The organism is Candidatus Poribacteria bacterium (genome assembly GCA_021295715.1).
Lineage (GTDB): Bacteria > Poribacteria > WGA-4E > WGA-4E > WGA-3G > WGA-3G.
This window is the reverse complement of sequence record JAGWBV010000062.1, coordinates 15,665-36,806: the sequence shown is the minus strand read 5'-3', so window position 1 is coordinate 36,806 and position 21,142 is coordinate 15,665. Positions and strand designations below refer to the sequence as shown.

General features: G+C 48.8%; 18 protein-coding genes. 6 read left to right on the top strand and 12 right to left on the bottom strand.

Annotation, left to right across the window (positions count from 1 at the left end):
- Window positions 1–84 precede the first annotated feature (84 nt).
- The 4 genes from J4G07_15445 to J4G07_15430 form a co-directional block, all read right to left on the bottom strand.
- Window positions 85–2,634, bottom strand: coding sequence for an alpha-galactosidase (locus J4G07_15445; GenBank protein ID MCE2415385.1), 2,550 nt, complete (start codon window positions 2,632–2,634; stop codon window positions 85–87).
- Between the two features lie 139 nt (window positions 2,635–2,773).
- The gene (locus tag J4G07_15440) at window positions 2,774–3,511 is read right to left on the bottom strand and encodes a cupin domain-containing protein (protein MCE2415384.1); all 738 of its coding nucleotides are present in this window, start codon (window positions 3,509–3,511) and stop codon (window positions 2,774–2,776) included.
- A 48-nt stretch (window positions 3,512–3,559) separates the two neighbouring features.
- Window positions 3,560–4,147, bottom strand: a complete 588-nt coding sequence (gene rsmD / locus J4G07_15435) for a 16S rRNA (guanine(966)-N(2))-methyltransferase RsmD (GenBank protein MCE2415383.1) — start codon at window positions 4,145–4,147, stop codon at window positions 3,560–3,562.
- A gap of 245 nt (window positions 4,148–4,392) precedes the next feature.
- Complete coding sequence (locus J4G07_15430; protein MCE2415382.1) at window positions 4,393–5,703, bottom strand: DUF1501 domain-containing protein; 1,311 nt, start codon at window positions 5,701–5,703, stop codon at window positions 4,393–4,395.
- A gap of 313 nt (window positions 5,704–6,016) precedes the next feature.
- Here J4G07_15430 and J4G07_15425 point away from each other — a divergent pair, with 313 nt between their 5' ends.
- Window positions 6,017–7,561 (top strand): PQQ-like beta-propeller repeat protein, encoded by a 1,545-nt coding sequence (locus J4G07_15425; protein MCE2415381.1) that lies wholly within the window; start codon window positions 6,017–6,019, stop codon window positions 7,559–7,561.
- A gap of 96 nt (window positions 7,562–7,657) precedes the next feature.
- On the opposite strand, the gene J4G07_15420 is transcribed toward J4G07_15425, so the two are convergent.
- Window positions 7,658–8,428: an SDR family oxidoreductase gene (locus J4G07_15420; protein MCE2415380.1), complete on the bottom strand. Its 771-nt coding sequence runs from the start codon at window positions 8,426–8,428 to the stop codon at window positions 7,658–7,660.
- A gap of 386 nt (window positions 8,429–8,814) precedes the next feature.
- Here J4G07_15420 and J4G07_15415 point away from each other — a divergent pair, with 386 nt between their 5' ends.
- From J4G07_15415 to rsmA, 5 genes are all read left to right on the top strand, one after another.
- Window positions 8,815–9,273: a 4Fe-4S binding protein gene (locus J4G07_15415; GenBank protein ID MCE2415379.1), complete on the top strand. Its 459-nt coding sequence runs from the start codon at window positions 8,815–8,817 to the stop codon at window positions 9,271–9,273.
- A 212-nt stretch (window positions 9,274–9,485) separates the two neighbouring features.
- The gene (gmk, locus tag J4G07_15410; GenBank protein ID MCE2415378.1) at window positions 9,486–10,145 is read left to right on the top strand and encodes a guanylate kinase; all 660 of its coding nucleotides are present in this window, start codon (window positions 9,486–9,488) and stop codon (window positions 10,143–10,145) included.
- 39 nt (window positions 10,146–10,184) lie between these two features.
- Window positions 10,185–10,967 carry a Uma2 family endonuclease gene (locus tag J4G07_15405; GenBank protein ID MCE2415377.1) on the top strand — a complete coding sequence of 261 codons (783 nt, stop codon included), beginning with the start codon at window positions 10,185–10,187 and terminating at the stop codon, window positions 10,965–10,967.
- A gap of 4 nt (window positions 10,968–10,971) precedes the next feature.
- Window positions 10,972–12,207, top strand: coding sequence for a bifunctional phosphopantothenoylcysteine decarboxylase/phosphopantothenate--cysteine ligase CoaBC (coaBC, locus tag J4G07_15400; GenBank protein ID MCE2415376.1), 1,236 nt, complete (start codon window positions 10,972–10,974; stop codon window positions 12,205–12,207).
- 41 nt (window positions 12,208–12,248) lie between these two features.
- Window positions 12,249–13,169, top strand: a complete 921-nt coding sequence (gene rsmA / locus J4G07_15395) for a ribosomal RNA small subunit methyltransferase A (protein ID MCE2415375.1) — start codon at window positions 12,249–12,251, stop codon at window positions 13,167–13,169.
- A gap of 154 nt (window positions 13,170–13,323) precedes the next feature.
- On the opposite strand, the gene J4G07_15390 is transcribed toward rsmA, so the two are convergent.
- From J4G07_15390 to J4G07_15360, 7 genes are all read right to left on the bottom strand, one after another.
- On the bottom strand, window positions 13,324–14,103 hold the full coding sequence (locus J4G07_15390; protein MCE2415374.1) for a hypothetical protein: 780 nt from the start codon (window positions 14,101–14,103) through the stop codon (window positions 13,324–13,326).
- Between the two features lie 91 nt (window positions 14,104–14,194).
- A complete protein-coding gene (locus J4G07_15385) occupies window positions 14,195–15,643 on the bottom strand; it encodes a sodium:solute symporter family protein (GenBank protein ID MCE2415373.1) in 1,449 nt (482 codons plus the stop codon).
- A complete protein-coding gene (locus tag J4G07_15380; protein MCE2415372.1) occupies window positions 15,640–15,840 on the bottom strand; it encodes a hypothetical protein in 201 nt (66 codons plus the stop codon). The genes J4G07_15385 and J4G07_15380 overlap by 4 nt, the downstream gene beginning before the upstream one ends.
- Window positions 15,841–15,925: 85 nt before the next feature.
- On the bottom strand, window positions 15,926–17,953 hold the full coding sequence (locus J4G07_15375) for a TRAP transporter fused permease subunit (protein ID MCE2415371.1): 2,028 nt from the start codon (window positions 17,951–17,953) through the stop codon (window positions 15,926–15,928).
- A 152-nt stretch (window positions 17,954–18,105) separates the two neighbouring features.
- Window positions 18,106–18,546 carry a GNAT family N-acetyltransferase gene (locus tag J4G07_15370; protein ID MCE2415370.1) on the bottom strand — a complete coding sequence of 147 codons (441 nt, stop codon included), beginning with the start codon at window positions 18,544–18,546 and terminating at the stop codon, window positions 18,106–18,108.
- A gap of 98 nt (window positions 18,547–18,644) precedes the next feature.
- Window positions 18,645–19,661, bottom strand: a complete 1,017-nt coding sequence (locus J4G07_15365) for a cytochrome d ubiquinol oxidase subunit II (GenBank protein ID MCE2415369.1) — start codon at window positions 19,659–19,661, stop codon at window positions 18,645–18,647.
- A gap of 53 nt (window positions 19,662–19,714) precedes the next feature.
- Window positions 19,715–21,004, bottom strand: coding sequence for a cytochrome ubiquinol oxidase subunit I (locus tag J4G07_15360; GenBank protein MCE2415368.1), 1,290 nt, complete (start codon window positions 21,002–21,004; stop codon window positions 19,715–19,717).
- Window positions 21,005–21,142: the final 138 nt, after the last annotated feature.

Genomic DNA, 21,142 nt, shown 5'->3' with positions numbered 1-21,142 from the left:
AATCCATAAGCGAGGTTACAAACCTCGCCAGCGGAATCCATAAAAGAAGCGAGGCTACAAACCTCGCCAGCGAAATTCACGAAACTACAGATTGCCTCCGGAAGTTTTCGCGAAGTGGACACTGGCTTGCACTAACTGATCCGGTTGCGTTCCAGTAAACGTTAGTTTACAAATCGGTTTGTCCCAATTATATTGATAATCGCCACCATAGGTTGCCACACTTACCGGTAGATAACCATCCGGCACATGAATAAAGCAGGTGCCTTCAGCTTGTCTAAGCGGTTTGCAGACGATCATATAACTTTGGCTGTGCCTATCCCAACCAGCAGATAGAATCTCAACACCACCTTGTGTATAGTGCATATCCGTGGCGAGGAACTGTGGCACGTCCTGTTCTTCACGGAAACAGAGCAGTTTAGCAGAACGGGGTGGAATATTCAACAAGGTTACACTGTCCGAAACCTTTCCAAGATATTGGCGCATCCAGAAGTCGTGGACGAGGAATTCCTTAGATTTGGGTAACCCAAGTGTCTCCAGTTCAAAATAGGCGTCGTCCTCGGTGTCGTCCCAGTTGAAAACTGCGGCGAGATGCCAGGATTCACGAGGTGTTGACACGGGTAGATACCATATTTTGGGGAAAGGTTCATCGTAAAGGTCTACAGGCGTAGCAGCCTTACCTATGAGTGGAAAGATTTTTGCCAAGTAACCCGCACGTAACGGAGTCAGTGTCGGAAATTGGTCTGCGCACAAGACTGTCCCACCACTCAATGCAGCGGCTGTCATTTCCACAATTGCCTCGTTGATCGGACGCGGTTCATTAATGGCAATCTCACCAAAGATGTGTCCCCAGAGAACGTTATGTTCCCTCAGATGCGCTGCATATCTGCTCAAACGATGCTTTGTACCACGTTGATGATGCCACGCGTCACTTGGACGATTGGAAGCCCCACCCGTTGTAGACAGGGTAGGACTGAGGAGTGGGGTATTAACATCAATACTACCAATGCACGAACCGGGGACAGTATTGTATCCTGCCAGCAGAACATCATCCTTTAGAAGTACGCTCTCCGACTGTGCTTCATCAATCGCCTCCCTGAGCAATTTCCCAGCGAGACGATACAGCTCGAGTGAGGTCAGGCTGCGATCATGCCAGCGCATGTTGTGTGAAGCGTTCGTAAGTCCCATCGTATAAGCTGTAAAGTCAGCGTAGATGAAGGAATATCCACATTCGCCAACGATCTGTTTCATCTGTTCACGAATACGGGACTGCACCTCTGGGTGCGAAACATCCAAGAGTGCGACCTCTTTACCATTCTCTGGTAGATGAACGGAGGCAGGTTTGTAGCCGTTACGCGAAGAATGACTACGCGAATATTTTTTTCCACGACGGGATGTCGTCTGCTCTCGTATACAATAGTCTGGATGGTTTCGGACAAGTGCCGAATCAAGGACTGCACAGAACGGATTGAACCGGATACCCGCTTTGAAACCCTTTGCTCGGATATGACGGGTAATCCGTTTCATTTCCTCACGATATTGCGATACCGAGGTCCCTGAACCTCGCGGAAAAATCTCCAATTCTGATTCCGAGACTGCATTCAATTGAATAGTATCAATGCCGCCCGGACAGTTCGGCTGAAACATCGGACTCTCGGCAAGAGCGTCTATTTGGGTTAAGATAGCATTTGCATCAATTGATCCTTCTGTATCGAAAAGTGTCCACACAGTAGCGGGTGCGCTGTATTCGAAGGGTGTCTGCTTTTGAACACGATCGTCCTCATACGCGATGCTCTGTGCGGCTATCAGCGACGTATAATGTTTATAGGCTGCAGATGCCTCATCTGCAAAGTTAACGTAAGCAGTTTCGGAGGTGATTTCTTCACCGGAATTGCACTGCTGCCGACACTCATGATAAAGTGCCCACGGATTAACACCGGACGCGGATGACCCCTTGCCCTGCCCGCGCGAGCCGCGCCCACCATTTCTATGACAACCCACTTGAATTCGGGGCCACCACTTCTCAGTTGTCAGGAAACCGAAGACAATTGCTTTTCCGCCTTTTGTATCGCAAAGCACACCATCATTGCTCGGATGCATAGCGTCGGTTTCATTGAGTAAAAACCCCTCATAAAGTTTTCTACTGACACCGGGAGAAACAGGTGGCGTGTTAATAAAGAGATGGCAATCCGCTGGAAGCCCACCCAGTAACACACCACCACGGTTAGATGAAATCCCGAGCACTGTTACACTATCGAGTCGAAGCGGTTCCGATTTTAGGTTTTCAATACCAACCTTAAGGTGTATCGCGGGGTGTGCGGTATAACAATTGAGGTAGGTGTTTATCCGCACTCCCTTACCTGTCGCCTCATGTGAGAAGCGAATTTGGTGATAAGTACCGAAAGCGTCGGTTTTCGGAAGTTCCGTGATAAATTCGCGAGTACCAGCGTCCTCAGTCTTGACGACACTCCCATCGTCAAGGGTTATCTGCGTACAACCATCTCGGATAATTGTGTCGTCGTTTCCATCAACATAATCCCATGTTCCTTTTGAAAGGTTAAACTTAATCTCAAATTGCGCGTGGTTTATCACGGCAAGGTTACCCTGCCGTGATACTGTTATCTCATCTGATCTCATCCATCAATTTCCTTTTTTATAGTGGCTGTCAGTCGTCAGGCCGGATTTCCTGCGAAAATCCTTGCAGCAGTCGGCAAAGAAAGAAACGCTTGCGTCTTTACTGAAAGCCGACAGCCGATGGCTATTCTGTTGAAAGCCATTAACTTCCGGAAGCGGCAACTGCCCAACAAGATATGATCGCTGAGGGTTCATCCCCCACTTGAGAAAGTGAAAACGTGTCTCCAGGGGCGAGGAAAAGGACATCATGCTGTTCCAAAGCATTCGTCTCTCCCGTATCTGTTGTCACTTCAGCACATCCATCGCGCAACACATAAATTGACTCGCTGTCTATCGGTTCATGCACAAAGTTTTCCCCTTTGTTGAGATAGATATAATCTAAGGAAAGATGTACAGAACCTTTTTGCGGGGAGACCACATTTCGCCAGTCGGTGGATTTTCCAAAAACAGGACCACTGCGCGTCATATTAATGACTTGGACGTTACTTCGATGCCCAGCTTGAGGTGTGGGGGCAGCATCCGGCGTATCTCGTTCACCCCGGTAGAGTGCCATATCTGGCGGAGCTTGGAAACTAATTAAACGCGCCATGTTCGGTGTCGTATTCACCGTTCCATGTACCTCGCCTGCCGGCACAAAGATAACATCGCCCGCAGTGATTGGTGTGTAGACCGCTCCTTGACGGATAGCACCACCACCTTCTAAAACGACAATCGCGTCTTCCGATGCATCGTGATAATGCTGCGTAAACTCTTGACCGGGGGCGTGAACCCCATGATTTAAGGTCAATTGTTTGGACCCCATATCCGGATGGACAACACGCCAGTTCTTACCTTTACCCATTTGAAAGGGCGTTCCGGACTGAAGATTCAAAATTTTCATATTTCTCACCAGTCTCTAAAGCATAAGATGCCTTATATTGCTTAATACCTAAAGATTCTTTTCATAAAACGATACAACTGTATCCCCGTAACGCGCGTGCCGACTCCGCCTCAAATTCCCGACGCCATCTGGCACAACACACTGCTTTGCATGCTCAACAAGCAGAATGCCATCAATACAGAGCAGCGAACTTTCGGCAAGCAGTGGTAAACAGGTCTTATACAATTGCAATCCCCCTGCTAAATCAGCACCATACGGGGGATCAAAATAGATAATTTCAAACGTCGTGGATCGCTTACAGAGGTATGCAATCCCTTTCATAACATCGCGACGGAGCAGATGATACCGCGCATGGGATTCAGTCAGCAGACCACATGTGTGGAGGTTTCGTTCGATAATCTCGATGCACCGCCGGTCGCGCTCCAAAAACGTGACATGTTTCGCACCGCGGCTCAACGCCTCAATTCCCATATTCCCGGTACCGGCACACAGGTCCAGGAAATTTGCATCTACTATTTGTTCCTGCAGAATACTAAAAACCGATTCTTTAACCCGATCAGCAGTAGGACGGACGAGACAATTTCCTTTCGGAGTCGCCAAGCGTCTACCTCTGAATGTGCCAGCAATCACTCTCATCTTTTAATTATTCCTTGCGGCTAAAAGACGTGAACTCAGACTTGGATGTGCTTTTCTCTCGAGTCGCCCTCCATTACATTACGGGCTTGGGTTTCGCCTCTAATATTCTGCCGACTCAACACTTATTGCGCGGCACATCGCCACTCACAACTACTAAGCTACTGCTGTGTCACAAGGGACTGCCCCTACAGGGAAAATCCCTTCAACCCAACTGACAATACTATCAAACTCAACTTGACACAGCACTACAAAACTTTGAACAACTCCTCTATTACCGAACCATCATCAACGACTCGGATTGGTCGTCCGGAGCGAGAATAATTTTCTCTATCAGCATCGATCCCCAGCGCGAAGCAGAGCGATGCGAATAAATCTGGGACCCTGACTGCACCGCTGGCAACCTGAGTTCCATCTTCATTTGTCATTCCGATTACCTGCCCACCGCGGGTCCCCCCTCCGGCGACGACAGCCGACCACCCCGTGGTATGATGGTCACGTCCATCTCTATTGTTAATCTTTGGGGTGCGACCAAATTCACCGAGCCATAGCACAATCGTCTCTTCAAGGAGATCCCGTTCAGCCAAGTCCTTCAGGAGCATTGCGAACGCCGGATCTACCAGAGCAAGGAGTTCTTTCGCCCGCCCAAAGTTGTTTTCATGCGTATCCCATCCGTCCAGTGATACCTCAACAAATTTGACCCCAGCCTCTATAAGCCGACGCGCCATCAAGCAGCCTTGACCGAATTTATTCATCCCATAAGCCTCGCGGACAGCCATCGGTTCTTCGTTGAGATGAAACGCATCTATTTTCGGAGAGTTAATGAGTTGATCCGCCTTTTTGTAAATCGCTTCATGCGCCTCTGTGCTGCGTCCCGTCCGTTTCGAGATAAAGTCTTCCTCAATCGCCTTAAGCATTTTTAGGCGTTCTCGAAAACGGTGTGTATCCATCTGCGAAGGGTAAGAGAGATCATCGACAGGTTTCATCGGATCTTTGACAACAAACGGATCGTGCGTTGCCCCAAGGAAACTGCCGGCGTAGGTCGGCGAATTAATATTAACACAACCCGGAAGATCGGAGAGAGTCTCCTCAAGGTAGTAAGAGGTAAGTGAACCGAGGGTAGGGTGTCTGACTGCTCCACCAGGGGCATAACCCGTATGAAGCAAATAGCGTGCGCGTTCATGATTACCTTCACGTGAAACCATCGATCGGATAATAGAGAGATGGTGCGCCTGCTCTGCCACCCGCGGGAGGTGTTCGGAAACCTCTATGCCTTCAACACTTGTTGGGATTGCCGCAAAAGGCCCCCCATTTTTGGTGCCGGGTTTCGGATCAAAAGTGTCTAATTGACTTGCGCCTCCACTCATGAACAGCACGATACAGTGCTTAGCACGCGGCAGAACACCCTCAAGCTGCGCAAGGCTATTCAAACTGAAGTGCTGCATCGCGACGAGTCCCAGAAAACTGCTGATACCGCCTTTTACAAAACAGCGGCGTGAGATTTCTTTATGCCATAACTCTGGCGTGTCGTATTCTGGAACCCACAATTCCGCGTCCATATCTACTCTCCTCGTTACGTTCAACTATACTATTTTAGCATCTCTTCCCCTTTTAAACAAAGCAATTTTAATATAATAACCTGGAGAGAAGGATATATCTGCCATCTCTAACAAATCTACATACCTTACATATTTCACGATAAAAAACGAAAAAGACTTATGATTTACAGTAGTCGTCTCGATTAGTAGGCATCTATGTACTTTGATTTGACGCGCCTTTGTGAAAAGAGGTATTATAATTAGTGAGGTAGGTAAAAAATCGAAATCTATGCTTCAGCTTCGGGTTTCACAATCAAAGGAGCAATTTTCTATAATGTCACGCACGCAAAAACCGATCCGCTGGTGGCTCCTGTCTATTGTTATTGTTGTTGCCATTTTAAGCATTCTGATAATCCAAATATTGGACATGGATCACCGTCAAAGCAAAGTATTCTGGACAGCTACAGTTATCGTCCTTACAGCCGTTCTGAGTGCCTTGTGGCTATTAGGTTTCTCGCGTCTGGGTTGGCGGACTAAGTTAATCACGCTTGCCATAGCCATCTTGGGAGTCTTTCTCGGTGCGAATCTATTCCAGTTCAAAGGATTCAGTGGCGACCTCATCCCGATATTCGAATGGCGATGGCGGGATGAACCGACGGCTTTCCGACAAGATCCAGGCAATACATCCAACACCCAAATCTCCATTGCTGATTACCCACAATTCCTCGGTCAACATCGGAACGGCGTAGTGACAGGCATCAAGTTAAACCTTGATTGGGACACACATCCACCGAAACTCGTTTGGCGACAACCTATCGGCGCGGGTTGGTCAGGCTTTGCAGTCGTTGGAAATTCAGCAATCACACAAGAACAGGAAGATGACTGGGAAAAAGTGGTCTGCTATGAATTACACACCGGCGAAGTAAAGTGGAGTCATAAAGACCAAGCGCGCTATAATATGCCGCCTGCTGGGCTCGGGCCACGTGCCACACCCACAATTTCAGGGAACAGGGTTTACACCGTCGGTTCAACAGGGATCCTCAACTGTTTGGACCTTGAAACAGGTAAGTCGCTTTGGACAACCCATACCTTTGAAGAGAACAAAGCGGATCTACCGCCTTGGGGTGTGAGTATTTCACCGCTCGTTTTCGATGAACTTGTTATCGTCAGTGCCGGTGGTGCAGTCGCATACCACAAAGATACAGGCGAAATTGTGTGGACAGGTTACCGAACACAAAGTGGTTATAGCTCACCACTCCTTACAACTTTAGCAGGCACCGAGCAAGTTGTTCTCTTTAACCAAGGTTTAATTACCGCTCATGAACCTTCAACTGGAAAACTTTTGTGGAAGCAACCGTGGGTGCAAACATACGCAGAATGTGTCGCGCAGCCGGTGCCGATTTCTGATGACAAACTTCTCTTCTCAACCGGCTACGGTGTCGGTGCTAAACTTTATCAACTCTCGCAGAATTCCACCGGTGAATTCGACGTTTCAATTATATGGGAAACCATATACCTCAAAGCAAAATTCACCAATATCATTCATTACGAAGGCTATTTGTACGGACTTGATGACGGAATCTTGGCTTGTATAAACCCAGTCGACGGCGTACGTCAATGGAAAAGCGGTAGATACGGACACGGACAAACACTCCTAATTTCAGATGTCCTGTTGGTAACCACTGAATCAGGCGAAGTTGCCCTCATTGAACCAGACCCTGAGCGTCATATTGAACATGCGCGTTTTTCAGCGATAAAGGGTAAAACATGGAACACGCCGGCACTTGCGGGTCCCTACTTATTGGTGCGTAATGACCGCGAGGCAGCGTGTTATCAATTACCAATAATCGACACAAAAACTGATATTGGAACGGACTGATTCGCTCCTTAAAAAATATTATAAGAGCAAGTCTAACGCGTCGGCTCGCCAAAAACCTCACGCAGACTTACCCATATTTGTGATACTCCGACTCTGTTAAATGTTTGAATGCGATTGGCACCCATCCACGTTCACACAGGCACCCGTTACAAGGCTTGCGCGTTCCGATGCGAGAAAGACAACCACATTCGCAATTTCTTCGGGCTTCCCGAACCTACCCAGCGGCATATCGCTTTTCACAAAGTCTTCCATCGCTGCCGGATCCGCTGCGATGCGGCGAGCCCAACCACCACCGGGAAAGAGAATGGAACCCGGTGCAACACTATTTACGCGGATATTGTCTGGTGCCAACTCCCTTGCCAACGACTTTGTCATACTGATCTCGGCGGCTTTCGCGGCGTTATAGGTGATGTGTCCACCGCCTTCTCTACCATAGATAGAGGTTATCATCAGAATTACACCGCTCCCTTGCTTTTTCATTTCAGGGATTGCGCGTCGGTTTATCCGTGCCCCAGATACGAGATTCAGGTCGAGGATTTCGTGCCATTCGGTATCCGAAATTTCTTCCAGAGGGGTCCATCGACTGCCACCGACGTTGTTCACAACGACATCAATCCCGCCATACGTTCCCACGGTTTCTGCTACGAACGCGTCAACCTGCTCGCCCTCCGTAACATCCGTGAGTTTGGCAAAGACTTCCGCGCCTTTTGCCGTGAGTTTATCCTTAACCTCTTGGAGTGTATCTTGGGTTCTGCCACAGATGCTCAATCGTGCGCCTTCTTCAGCGAATCCGTGTGCAATAGCACGTCCAATGCCGCGGCTCGCCCCTGTTACAACTACTACTTTGTTCTTTAATCCTAAGTCCATTAGATCTCCCATTTCCTTTTGTAGTATGGGCTTACCAAGCAAGCCCTAACATTTCTATGTCGCTATTATAGCCGATACTCTCGAAAAATATCAACGGGATAGTTTCAGTCGTCAGGCATTGTCTGAATCAGGATTCACAGGATTAAAGGATTTGCAGGATTCTTGTAGGTGTCAACCGTCAGGAAGATAATTATCAGTTTTTACCAAGATTAGTGGACAACCAGTTACCAATTGCCAATATGGTCGGGAATGGGAGTTCCGTCCTACAAGGGAACTGAATGCCCTTGATAAAAATAAAAACACCCTTGACAATTTACGAACATTGTGTTAAAATATATGTATTGAGTGTATTAGTAAGATTCTGCCGAAAGATAGGAAAATGATTCATGGCATACTATATCACTGACGAATGTATCGGGTGCATGGCGTGTTTGACGAACTGTCCGGTTGATGCAATAACGGGTGATCGGAACATGCTACACATCATTGATCCGAATATCTGCATTGATTGCAGCGCATGCGGGATGGTCTGTCCAGTCGAGGCGATCCGTGATCAATTCGGAGAGGTGTGCAAATTCATTCGTCGTCCCACACACCGACCCATCGCCGTTATCTACGAAGAACTTTGTTCGGGATGCGACTTCTGTGTCCATATTTGCCCTTGGGATTGTCTTGAACTCAAGGACCCAGAGACCGGCGAACACGCCGAAAGTTTCTTCGGCATCTGCGAATTGGTTAAACCCAAAGACTGTGTCGGCTGCAAACTGTGCGAAGAGGTTTGTATCAAAGACGCTATCCGCGTTGAATCCCCCGTGCTTGTGGAACTGGCTGAAGCCGCAGACTAATTTTAATTTTACCTTGCGGTTCGATGAGGTGAGTTTGAATATTGAAGTGCCTCTCCGTATATCTAGGGGAAACGCCCAAGCAAAAACCCTGTGCCGATGTTGCAGGCTACGTCTGAGTACCACCAGAAACCTGCCCGTAAGCGCAGCGGAGGGCATTGTCCTGCAAATCTCTATAGGCTTGCACCTAAACTCCATAAATTAAAACGCTTCCAATGGCGAATACACACCTTTATAAACCGAACCTCGTCATCGTCATCTCTGGACCGTCCGGCTCAGGGAAAAGCACCGTCATTGATTCCCTCTGCAAAGCAGATGAAACTTTACAATTATCTGTCTCTGCAACAACGCGTAAACCACGTCCCGGTGAAGTAGATGGCGTTGATTACCACTTTCTGTCAAAGGCGGAATTTGAAAAGTCTATTCAGCAGGACAAATTCTTAGAATGGGCAGAATATGGCGACAACCTCTATGGAACGCTCAAATCTGAAATTGCGGATGCCCGTGAAACCGGGAAAGATGCTATTTTGGAGATTGAGGTAAAGGGTTCTCTGGAAATCCGAAAGCGACAACAAGATCTCACACCGGCAAGAAGTATCCTCATCTTTATTGTCCCGCCATCATTCGCTACCTTGGAGAAACGGCTCCGCCGCAGAGACACAGAATCGGAGTCGGAACTGAAACAGCGATTGGATATAGCAAAATCCGAAGTTCTTGAGATTCAGCACTACGACTATTGGGTGAGCAACTCACAAGGCAAAATCCAACAGGCAGTTCAACAGATTCAGACGATCATTAGTGCTGAGCGATCTCGCGTTGATTCAAAACTGATAGAGACACTCAATCCCTTACTCGGTATTGACAGTGTAGATTAGCGTGGATTCGATTTAGGGTAAACGGATAAGGAGGAAATTATGGGGTCCCTCGACACCTTTGCATTCAAACAGAAAAAATATATGCCGGTCTTTCCAAAAGCGAGCGGAAAACCGACAATTTACATAGAAGGATACCCCTATGAGGATGATGAACCTACGGCCGCAACTGGATTTCATGCCGACCAGATTGGAATTTTTTCTGACCAACTCATGCGATACTTTGCGATCAACCCATACGTTTACATCGGTGTTGACAGTTTCATTTATTATCGTGAAGGCGATATCACGAAATTCGTCGCGCCCGACGTTTACGTCGTCTTTGGGGTTTCTAAGTTTCCACAACGGCGCAGTTTTTATACATGGTCAGAAGGTGCTGTTCCTACGGCTATCTTTGAATTCCTTTCCGACGCAACAGCCGATCAGGATCGACATGAAAAGGTTCACATCTATCTAAATGACATGGGGGTAGACGCGTATTTCATCCATCAACCCGAAATGGAAAAGCCACCTGAGTTTCGGGGTTGGCAGCGAGACCTAACGGGGGATATCGTTGAAATTATGCCTGATGCCCAAGGAGGTCTGTTCAGTGAAACCTTGAATCTCTATTTTCAGTGGGAGGATCAACAGGATACGCATGTGCGGCTGCTACGTCCGTATCTACCGGATGGCACGCCGATTACGACTTCTATGGAGGAGCATGACCTTCGGATAGCAGCAGAAACGCGCACAGCAGCAGCAGAAACACACGCACAGGAAATGGAAGCCGAGATAGAACGGCTCCGTCAGCAACTCGCTCATCGCCAAGACAACGATATTTCATGAATCAATGGAACTTAAAGAGCGGACGATTATCTTAGGTGTTACAGGCGGCATAGCCATTCACAAAGCGATTGACGTGGCAAGCCAACTCGTCAAAGGCGGTGCATCCGTTCACGTTGTCATGACAGAAAACGCCACGCGTCTTGTGCAGCCACTGCAATTCCAAGTCATCTCGAGGAATCCTGTCCTCCTGAACCTATTTGACGCTGGAACAGACTGGAAACCGCCTCACATCGACCTCGCCGACCGTGCGGATCTCCTCGTGATTGTCCCCACGACAGCGAACATCATCGGTAAAATGGCAAACGGCATCGCTGATGACGCGCTGTCCACTGTTGCGGTTTCTGTTCACTGCCCCATCCTCCTTGCACCGGCGATGAACGGACACATGTACCACAATCCGTTTGTGCGACGGAATATCGACACCTTGAAAACACACGGGATCCATTTCATTGAACCAGCCAGTGGCGACTTGGCATGCGGCTATGAAGGGACGGGACGGTTGAATACAGTAGAGGCGATCCTGCAAGGGGTCAGTGATATGCTTTCTGATGCCAGATCGAACGCCTTACCCAAGGTCGAAACGGACGATTTACGAGGGACACGTGTTCTCGTCACAGCAGGGGCAACGCGCGAATATATCGATCCGGTCCGATTTATCACCAATCGTTCGAGCGGCAAGATGGGATACGCCATCGCTGAAGCGGCGACACAGCGCGGGGCAGAGGTGCACCTCATCAGCGGCACTGCGACTGTCCCTGCCCCTGTCGGCATTGAGACCGAGTACGTCGAGACGACGCTTGATATGCACGATGCAGTCCTGCAAGCTTTCAAAGAAACAGACATTGTTATTATGGCGGGCGCGCCTGCCGATTACCGACCCAGCGAATTTACGCCCCAAAAAATAAAAAAAACTACCGAAACTTTGACACTTCCACTCGAAAGGAATCCGGACATCGCGCAGACACTTGGCGAACAGAAAACGAACCAAACCCTCGTTTGCTTTGCCGCCGAAACGAACGACCTCCTTGAGAACGCTGAAAAGAAGTTGGTACGCAAAAACTGTGATCTCATTGTCGCGAATGACATTCTTGCGGAGGGTGCTGGATTCGGAGTCGATACGAATATTGTAACCTTGCTGGACCGAGACGGCACCTGCGAACAACTTCCGCGTTCCTCGAAACGCGACGTAGCAGACGCCATTCTGACAAAGGTTGTTTCCATACGAAACAGTCCTCAATAGACTATTCAGGAAATCCGGATGACAAGGTTTCCGCCAACAAGATGAACTATCAACAGGTTCGCGACTTTTTTGCCCTAAATCACACCCGTCCCAAAAAACAATTAGGACAAAACTTCCTCGTTAACCCAGAAGCCCTCGAAATTATTCTCGAAGCCGGAGAACTCACGGAGACCGACACAGTCATAGAAATCGGTGCCGGTTTAGGGTGCCTCACGGACGTTTTGGTGCGACGTGCCAACCGTGTAATCGCTGTTGAAGTAGATGAATTGTTATACGAGGCGTTAGCAGCGCGTTTTGGCGTAGCTTGCAAGCCAAAACTTGCTGTTGAAAGTGGTGTAGCTTGCAAGCCAAAACTTGCTATACAAAAATCAACAGATTCGCGTGTTCAACTCCTTAACGCCGACATCCTCAAACTGGAACTCCACCGATTATTTGAACCCGCCAGTCCATCGTTCACTTACAAAGTTATAGCGAACCTGCCTTATAGCATTACGACCCCAATCTTGTGGAAACTGCTCGATCATTACAAACAGATTCACAGTTGCGTCTTGATGATGCAAAAGGAAGTCGCAGAAAGGATTGTTGCTGAACCGGGAGGAAAGGACTACGGTGCCTTGACAATCGGTGTCGCTTATAGGACCGACGCGACCCTCATCGCCACGCTGCCGCCAGAAAGCTTTTATCCGGCACCGAAAGTGGATTCGGCACTCCTAAAATTGACAATGCGCGAAAACCCAAAGGTTACGGTTGAAAATGAGGAATTCTTCTTTAAAGTCGTCCGAACAGCGTTTCGGACGCGGCGGAAGATGCTAAAAAACACGTTAGTTAGGAGTAGACTGACATCGGCGGAGGTATTAGGGACTGCTTTTGAAGAACTCGGCATTGCTCCAGAGCGGCGTGCTGAAACGTTGCACATCACAGAATTTGCCGCCCTCGCAAATTTTTTGTTTTTTAATCAATAAGGATATGTAGGGTATAGCATCAAAAACCAAGCCTGCCACAACGGCGCAGGGTGTTTTTGCTTGGGTATTTCTGCGTATTTGCTGGGGTGTTTCTTCAACTCGAACACAGCAACGGTTAAAATACAAGTAACCGATACTTACCCCCAAGGTAAAATTAAAGACGGATATCTAACTCAAAAAGCTGCCAATACACAATTTTCCAATCCCGTTCTTCACGACGGAATTCAAATCTGCAGCTGGCTTTGAGCTCCCTTAAGTCCCGTTCTTCCCCTTTTTCTGCGTTAACATCGAGTTGAAGGACTGCTGCCGCTTTCCGGGCATGCGTTATATCCATCTCTATATCTTGGAAAAGGAATTGAAGCGAGACGTACTCCTCAAAAAGCTGCGTCATCGCCGGAATAATATCTGCATAATTTTCAGGAACAATTCCTGATGCCACCCCGAAAAGTGTGGCTGGATCGTCCGCGGCGACGTAAGTTTCTGAGAAGAGTGCTTCAATTGCCTCAATGTTTTCCAAATCTACCGACTCAAGCAGGGCTGCAAAATTGTCAAAAAACCCCTGTAATTCCACCATCGGATCCTTCAGCGGTGCCAACATAATATCTATAACCAACCGCTCTTGTTTAAGAACAACGGGCTGGCTATACGGTTTGTAATCCGGATCGATAACCGTCAAGGTATGAACATCGTCGTAAAGAACACCTTGAAACGTGTAATTGCCATCTACGCCAGTTTCAAAGGATTGTCCGAGTAGCGTCACAGTCGACCCAGGAATACGATTTCCGGTGTCAGCATCGATGATGGCTCCAGAGACTGTGCCGTATTCGAGCATTGCCGGTTTTTCAGATTCGGGTTCAGTGGTCTCTTCGGCTTCCCCGCATGCGAAAAGGCAAGCCATCAGTAGGAAAAGCGAGATATTTTTTTTCAGTGTCACAGTTTATTTACCATCCTTTTTGTTATATTTTCTACATCTACTTTAAGTTGCATTTGTGGTGCAAAGTCTTCGCGTCTCATTCGTGAGACCTTCATTCATCAAAAAACTTTTCAAGCGTCTGTAATTTAGGAGGTTTTGTGAGCAAAGAAACAATTATCAATGAGGCAGACGAAATAGCGACCAGAATCGCAGCAGGCATAATCCCGATACCGCCGACACTATATCCTGGTGTCTGCCAGTTTTGGAGAAAAAAATAGAGCCATAACAAAATTACACTGATGATTGCGGCGAACACACCGTGCTTCGTGCTCCACTGCCAGAACAACGCTGCAACGACAATCGGAAAGAGACCCGCAAACCCGGTGAACGACCAAACAGCCAGTCTAAAAATACTCGGTGTCGCGATGAGCGAGATGAGATAGGTAACGCAAAGTACACCGCTCACAAACAGTCGTCCTACCCACACCCGTTGTCTCTCTGAAAACGCCTTCTGACGATAATGTCCTACAATATCGTGCGTGAACATACTTCCAATAGCCAGTGATTGCGAATCCAACGATGACATAATCGCCGCGAAGACCCCTGCGCCTAAAAATCCGGCTAAAACGCCAGGGGCGTGTATGTGAATCATCTGAATCAGCACATTGTTCGCCTGTGCCCCCTGCAAACCTGGGACATCTACGTTTCCGAGTATGCCCAGTAACACACTCGGAATCCATACAATCGCAATACACAACGGATACAAAATAATCGCATACCGGAACGTTTGGACATCTCTCGCCGTTAGGAAATGCGAAAAGATATGTGGAAACATACCGACACAGAGCGGAACACAGAGATACGTCAAGAGTTCCAAAGGCTTAATATGCTCTGCCTGCATCAGTAAACCCATGTCCACCTTAGAAATAGCATTTGAAAACCCACCCATCCGACTGGTGATAACAAAAAAAGTGATACCTCCGAGGGTCATGAAAACGAGTGTTTGGAATGTGTTGACCCAGGCAGTCCCTCGCATACCGCTGTAGGTAACGTAACAAAGAACGACAGCACAAATGAGTAAACCACCGAGCCATTGTGGAATTTGACCATCCGTGAGTGTCGCCAATGTCCCCCCACCGCCCATCACACCGATCAGCAGATACGGGATAAGCAGCAATACAAACACGATGAAGAGGAGCAGTCCTAAACCATCGGACTCCCACCGATCTCGGAAGTACTGCACCTGTGTTACGTAGCCAAACCGCTTTCCAAGTCGCCAGAGACGCGTCCCAATAAAGAGGAACACACACGGCACGACTATCGCCGAGGAAGAAGCCATCAGCGCAAAAACACCGATACCTCTATGATAGGCTTCACCCGACGCGCCGAGGATTGAGAACGCCGTCATGTTCGTGCCGAACAGCGTCATCAATAGGATAAACCAATTAATCGTCCGACTCGCGACAAAATAATCTTCTCCGGTATTTCGGAAAAGCTTATGGCTCAGCGCACCGAGAACCAAGACCATCACGAGGTATATAAAAATGACGGCAAGGCTCATCGTTCCCCCCAATCTCCTTGCGCTTTAACGAAAGCCGCCATCAGCAACGTCGCTACAACGCAAAACCCTATATGATAGAGCAACCCTACCGGTATCCCTAAAACAAGCTGCGGGTTTTCCCAGAGCCAAAAATCGTTGTGAAGTAGGAACAATAGCACGAGTAAACAGTATAACAGCCATCTAATCGGACGCTTCACGATGTCCCTCCCTTTTTTGTGTTTATCAACTTTCAAACATCGGTTTTCAGTAGTTGGATATTACGGCACTCTGTGTGCCACACGCCTACTGACTGCTGACCGCTGATGGCTGACGGCTATTAAAGTAGAAAATGGCAACACTCGCAAGTACTACAATCGCATGGATCCATACAAATTGCATACCCGTCGGCGCAAAAAAGAGAATGAATGCCGAAACAAATAGGACGCAGCGCGCCCAAACTGATAATTTGTTAAAAATATAACCCGCGATAGCAGTTGCCAAGATAACTGTCCCGATGAGTGTCAGCGAAAAATTCACGAAAACCGTCCATACATCTGGTGTCCCACCACTCTCACTGAGCCAGAGCAGTGCGGGTCTCAAAACAAAGGCGTAAGGCAGCGCGAAACCGACGAGCGCGAACCTGAACGCCGCGAACCCCGTCGCCATGATTCCTGAACCCGCGATGGCAGATGCTGCATACGCCGCTAATGCGACAGGTGGGGTCACCATCGACATCATCCCGAAATAGAAAATGAAAAAGTGCGCCGCAAGTGGCACGACTCCCAAGTCCAGAAGCACGGGACCCACTAAGATCGCCATGAGCAGATAACAGACCGATGAAGGCAACCCCATTCCCAGAATAATCGTTGAAATCATGAGAAAGAACAGTGCCAACATCAGGTTTGTAGATGCAAGCGGCAAGAGGACCGACGGCAACTTGCCACCGATACCCGTTAGCGTCACCACACCTAAGATGATACCAACGCATGCTGCAGCCGCAATCAACGACACACCGCTCTGCGCTGCTCGCTCACACGGCGATATTAAGAAGTTTACCCCTTTCAATAAATCCGAAACGCCAGTTTCAGCGACAGCGTCCTGTCCACGAATCCGGCGGACTAAGAAATCCAATAGGCTTATCGCGGTAACTATCAACAGGCTCCAACTCACTGCGCGGAACGCCGTAGCCCCCATCAGCAGCACCCCGATGAGCGTAATAAACGCAGCGAGAAAGATACCCCCTTGTAGTGTCAGAAATTTCCCGTGCTTCTCTTCCTGCGTAGGAGTGGTTTCCAACCCCGAAAACGCTTCTTCAGAACTGTGAACTGCACCCGGCGCATACCTACGACTTTTCGCGGCGAAGTGTACCATACACAGCATTCCGGTATAGTAAAGAACCGCTGGGAGGAGTGCCGCCTTAATAATCTCCAGATACGTAACAGCAGGCTCTACGATTTCCAGCATCATATACGCCGCTGCACCCATAATAGGCGGAACCAACGCGCCCCCAGAACTCGCCGCGGCTTCAATTCCGCCTGCTATCGCGGGTTGAAACCCAGCGCGCTGCATCAACGGAATCGTGAATGTGCCGGTCGTTGCCGTGTTCGCTACAGCCGAACCCGATAGTGATCCCATCATGCCGCTACTCAGGACAGCGACCTTCGCTGGTGCCCCCGTACTCGAACCGAATACGCGTCTTGCCAAATCCAAGACATAATTAATTGCTCCTGTTCGCTCCAACAATGCACCAAACAACACAAACAGAAAAACATAGGTGAACATCACCCGAAGTGCGATGCCAAACGCGCCTTGACTGTGTAAAAATGTCTGGCTGACGATGCGCTGCACAGAGTATCCGCGATGCGGGAACAGCCAATCCGGCATAAACTGTCCAAAGCCGGCATAGAGAAGAAATGCGAGAGAGAGGAGTGGAAGCGTTATCCCAATAGAACGGCGGGTCGCCTCTAAGATTAAGAGAAGTCCGAGCCCGCCGATGATGTAATCCAGTGTCAATTCTGCTCCCGCCCGGTCCCCGAGGGACTTGCCGTCTAACCAGAACGCCTGAAAAATCGGTTCTGTCTGACCCAGAACGTAGCCGAAACAGACAATCACACTGCCTATTAACACCACATCCAAAAGCCGGAAAGCACGATTGTTCGCAAAACGTGGATGAACAGGGTATCTCAGAAATACCACTATTAACCCCAGCATCGCAAAGAGTGCTAACTCTGATTGCGGTGTCAGCTGCGGATAGTTGACCTCGGCTAAGATAAAGAGGCACAACAGCACCGAAACTGTAAGAAAGATATAATTTTTTGAGTGTTGTTTCAATGCATCGATCGAAATCTGCGTGGATTTAGTAGCGTAGACTTGCTTCGCAGTGAGAGTCTGCGCGCTTAAAGGCACAACCTAACAGGTTATGCTACAAAGATGGCAACCTGAGTTATATAGGCAATAACGAACATCCCATAATTGCTTTAAGTTTAGCAGGAAATAAGGGAGAAGTCAAGGAAAAGTAAGTCGCTTCCGGTAACCTCCTGATATCCGAGTTTTTGATATAACTGACGAGAGGCCTCCGTATCTGGGTCAAGGATACTTCCGCGATAACCTTTCCTTTCAAAGTAGGCGTGCCCCTCTTGCATCAGGCGGGTTGCAATACCTTGTCGGCGCATGTCTGGAGCAACAAAGACATCCGTAACCTCTCCGAATTTCTGGACCTTTCCTTCTATACAGAGTGTCGTGCGTTCACCCATTACATGTCCAACAAGTCTTTCACCGAGAAATGCCAAACGAATCCCTTCAGGTTCAAGGTCCTCATCGTCAAACTTATGCCGGAACCAATTTTCGTTGATATTCGGTCGAAACGCCAAGATCGCGTCATCATCGCCGGGTTGCCAGTACCTATAAATGATTGTATTGTGCATAAGCTCTCCTTTCGCAAGAGAGGAGATGAACCAGAGTCCCTTTGCATGAATCTACTACTGATCTTAGGTTTTTGGAGAGGTATCAACCTGCGTTGCCCTCATGTTGTCTTCCGCGTAGTGCCCTTAAATACGGCGTAGAGATACCAGAACGCAGGCACCAACAAGACCCCACCTGCAACCAGCACAATCAGCAATGGACGCAGCACGGCATCCGGAGCGGCTGTATTTGAAAAGGTTAAGTCCGGCGTGACGAGATACGGATACTGTGCCAATCCCCAACCGGAAACGATGAGTGTAACCTGTATCGGAACGAGGATACACGCACGTCGAAATTGACGTTTCCAAATTGTCCAGATCGCCCACAATGCAACCGCGCCCGTCAAAATTTGAAAAGGGATTGACCATGGCGCGCTACCGAGTCCACGTCGAATGGCGGGTGCTCCGTCAGCAGATAAGAGAAAACTTAGTCCGGCCATCGCGCCAACACTCACTGCCGCGATGAGGGCGCGTCGCCGAAAATCTTCCCGTAACGCCGGATCTTCGGTCTCAAGGGTGAGATACACCGATGCAAGCAAAGCACACAGCGTCAAGGCGAAAAAACCGATCGCAAAGGGGAAGGGCGCAAACCACGCCGAGATGAAATCGGTCTCTACCTGTCCACTTTCCACATCAACGTGAATCGTGCCGGACGCAACCGCGCCTAACGTAACCCCTAACATCACAGGAGTGATGACACTCGCAACGGCAAATACCCGACTCCAACGGCGATGTGTTGTATCCGATTGAACATCATAGGTGCGAAACACAAACGCCGTGCCGCGAAGCACAATACCGATAAGCATTAACGTCAGCGGAATATGCAAAGCCGTGCTAATTGCTGCGAATGCGACAGGGAACGCCACGAAAAGCAGAACGACAATCACAATCAACCAGACGTGGTTTGCTTCCCAGATCGGTGCAATAGCCTGTGCGATAAGCGACCGTTGCGCCTTCGCACGGCGACCTGTCGCAAATAGGTCCCAGATGCCACCGCCAAAGTCAGCACCACCCGTCAGCATATAGATAATCAGGGAGATAAGCATCACGCATGCGATGCAAAATTCAAGAGTTAACATAGTACTGACTATCGGCTGTCAACTATCAGTAACACATTATTTAACGCTTAGCGTTAGTTTAAAAATATCTGACGACGTAATAGGATAACAACAATAATTGAGAGGAAAATGTAAAGTACTGTAAAAGCGATAAAAGGCACAACAAGGTTCGGCATTGGGGTTACCGCCTCTGCTGTGCGCATGTAATTATAGATAATCCACGGTTGTCGCCCGACTTCCGTGACCGTCCATCCGGCTTCGATCGCAATAAATCCAAGCGGTGTGCAGAGCGTGACCAACCGCAGATACCAGCGTTGGTCCGGCAGGCTTTTGTGTTTCCACGCGAGCCAGCCACCGAGAACACCAACGATAATCAGAACGATTCCACACGCAACCATAATCTGAAATGCAAAATGGACGATTGCCACTGGCGGACGATCTTCGCGTGGCACTGCTTTGAGTCCCATAATCTCAGCATTGAAGTCGGAATGCGCAAGAAAACTGAGTGCCTTTGGGATTTCAATGGCATACCGAGTTTCTTCAGTGTCTTCGTTCGGAATACCCCCGATGCGTAAGGGCGCGCCGCGTTCGGTTTCCCACTGCGCTTCCATCGCCGCGAGTTTGACAGGTTGGTATTTCGCAAGTTTCTTGGCACTGATGTCACCCGAAATCGGTTGGAGAAGTGCGAATACACCGCCAACACTCAAGGCAATAGCGAACGCTCGGCGATGGAAAAGGTTGTCAGGATCGCGCTGCAGAAAATGGGCGTGGATGCCAGCCACAGCGAACCCAACCGCCAGAAAGGCAGCGATGGTCATGTGAAGTGCTTGGCTGAATGACGAAGGATTCAACATTGCCGCAATCGGATCGACATTCGTTACCTCACCATTGACAACCGAAAATCCGGTAGGCGTGTTCATCCATGCGTTCGCGGTGACAACGAAGATACCGGACAAGGTGCCACCGAGTAGCACCATCACACCGGCAAACCAGTGTGCATATTTTGGGATACGGTCCCAACCGTAGAGATAAAGCCCCAAGAAGATTGCTTCAAGGAAAAATGCAAATCCCTCCAACGAGAACGGCATGCCGATAATCGGACCGGCGTAAGCCATGAAATTGGGCCACAACAAACCAAGCTCGAAAGACAAAACGGTGCCAGAGACTGCTCCAACAGCGAACATAATCGCAGTACCCTTTGCCCACCGCTTCGCAAGCGTCAGGTAGACCTCTTCTCGCGTTCTGAGCCAGAACCCCTCGGCAATTACCATCAGCAACGGCATCGCTATACCGATGACAGCAAAGATAATGTGAAACGCGAGGGACATCGCCATCTGTGCGCGTGCTGCTAACAAATCCGTCATGAGCGGAACCTCCGTTATGCACCAGCTGCACACCAGTGAGGTGGGTTCAGAAACCCACCCTATCTATTATCGTAAAGCCCCTAATTACCTATACACATTTACAGTTGGCGAGGTTAGGAAACCTCGCCAGCGAAGCAA

Bases quoted from the DNA above. Each gene is read 5' to 3' on its own strand.
- J4G07_15385 (MCE2415373.1), bottom strand. From the start codon at position 15,643: ATGAGCCTTGCCGTCATTTTTATATACCTCGTGATGGTCTTGGTTCTC.
- rsmD (MCE2415383.1), bottom strand. From the start codon at position 4,147: ATGAGAGTGATTGCTGGCACATTCAGAGGTAGACGCTTGGCGACTCCG.
- J4G07_15440 (MCE2415384.1), bottom strand. From the start codon at position 3,511: ATGAAAATTTTGAATCTTCAGTCCGGAACGCCCTTTCAAATGGGTAAA.
- J4G07_15370 (MCE2415370.1), bottom strand. From the start codon at position 18,546: ATGCACAATACAATCATTTATAGGTACTGGCAACCCGGCGATGATGAC.
- J4G07_15420 (MCE2415380.1), bottom strand. From the start codon at position 8,428: ATGGACTTAGGATTAAAGAACAAAGTAGTAGTTGTAACAGGGGCGAGC.
- J4G07_15445 (MCE2415385.1), bottom strand. From the start codon at position 2,634: ATGAGATCAGATGAGATAACAGTATCACGGCAGGGTAACCTTGCCGTG.
- J4G07_15415 (MCE2415379.1), top strand. From the start codon at position 8,815: ATGGCATACTATATCACTGACGAATGTATCGGGTGCATGGCGTGTTTG.
- J4G07_15425 (MCE2415381.1), top strand. From the start codon at position 6,017: ATGTCACGCACGCAAAAACCGATCCGCTGGTGGCTCCTGTCTATTGTT.
- J4G07_15365 (MCE2415369.1), bottom strand. From the start codon at position 19,661: ATGTTAACTCTTGAATTTTGCATCGCATGCGTGATGCTTATCTCCCTG.
- gmk (MCE2415378.1), top strand. From the start codon at position 9,486: ATGGCGAATACACACCTTTATAAACCGAACCTCGTCATCGTCATCTCT.
- rsmA (MCE2415375.1), top strand. From the start codon at position 12,249: ATGAACTATCAACAGGTTCGCGACTTTTTTGCCCTAAATCACACCCGT.
- coaBC (MCE2415376.1), top strand. From the start codon at position 10,972: ATGGAACTTAAAGAGCGGACGATTATCTTAGGTGTTACAGGCGGCATA.
- J4G07_15405 (MCE2415377.1), top strand. From the start codon at position 10,185: ATGGGGTCCCTCGACACCTTTGCATTCAAACAGAAAAAATATATGCCG.
- J4G07_15430 (MCE2415382.1), bottom strand. From the start codon at position 5,703: ATGGACGCGGAATTGTGGGTTCCAGAATACGACACGCCAGAGTTATGG.
- J4G07_15360 (MCE2415368.1), bottom strand. From the start codon at position 21,004: ATGACGGATTTGTTAGCAGCACGCGCACAGATGGCGATGTCCCTCGCG.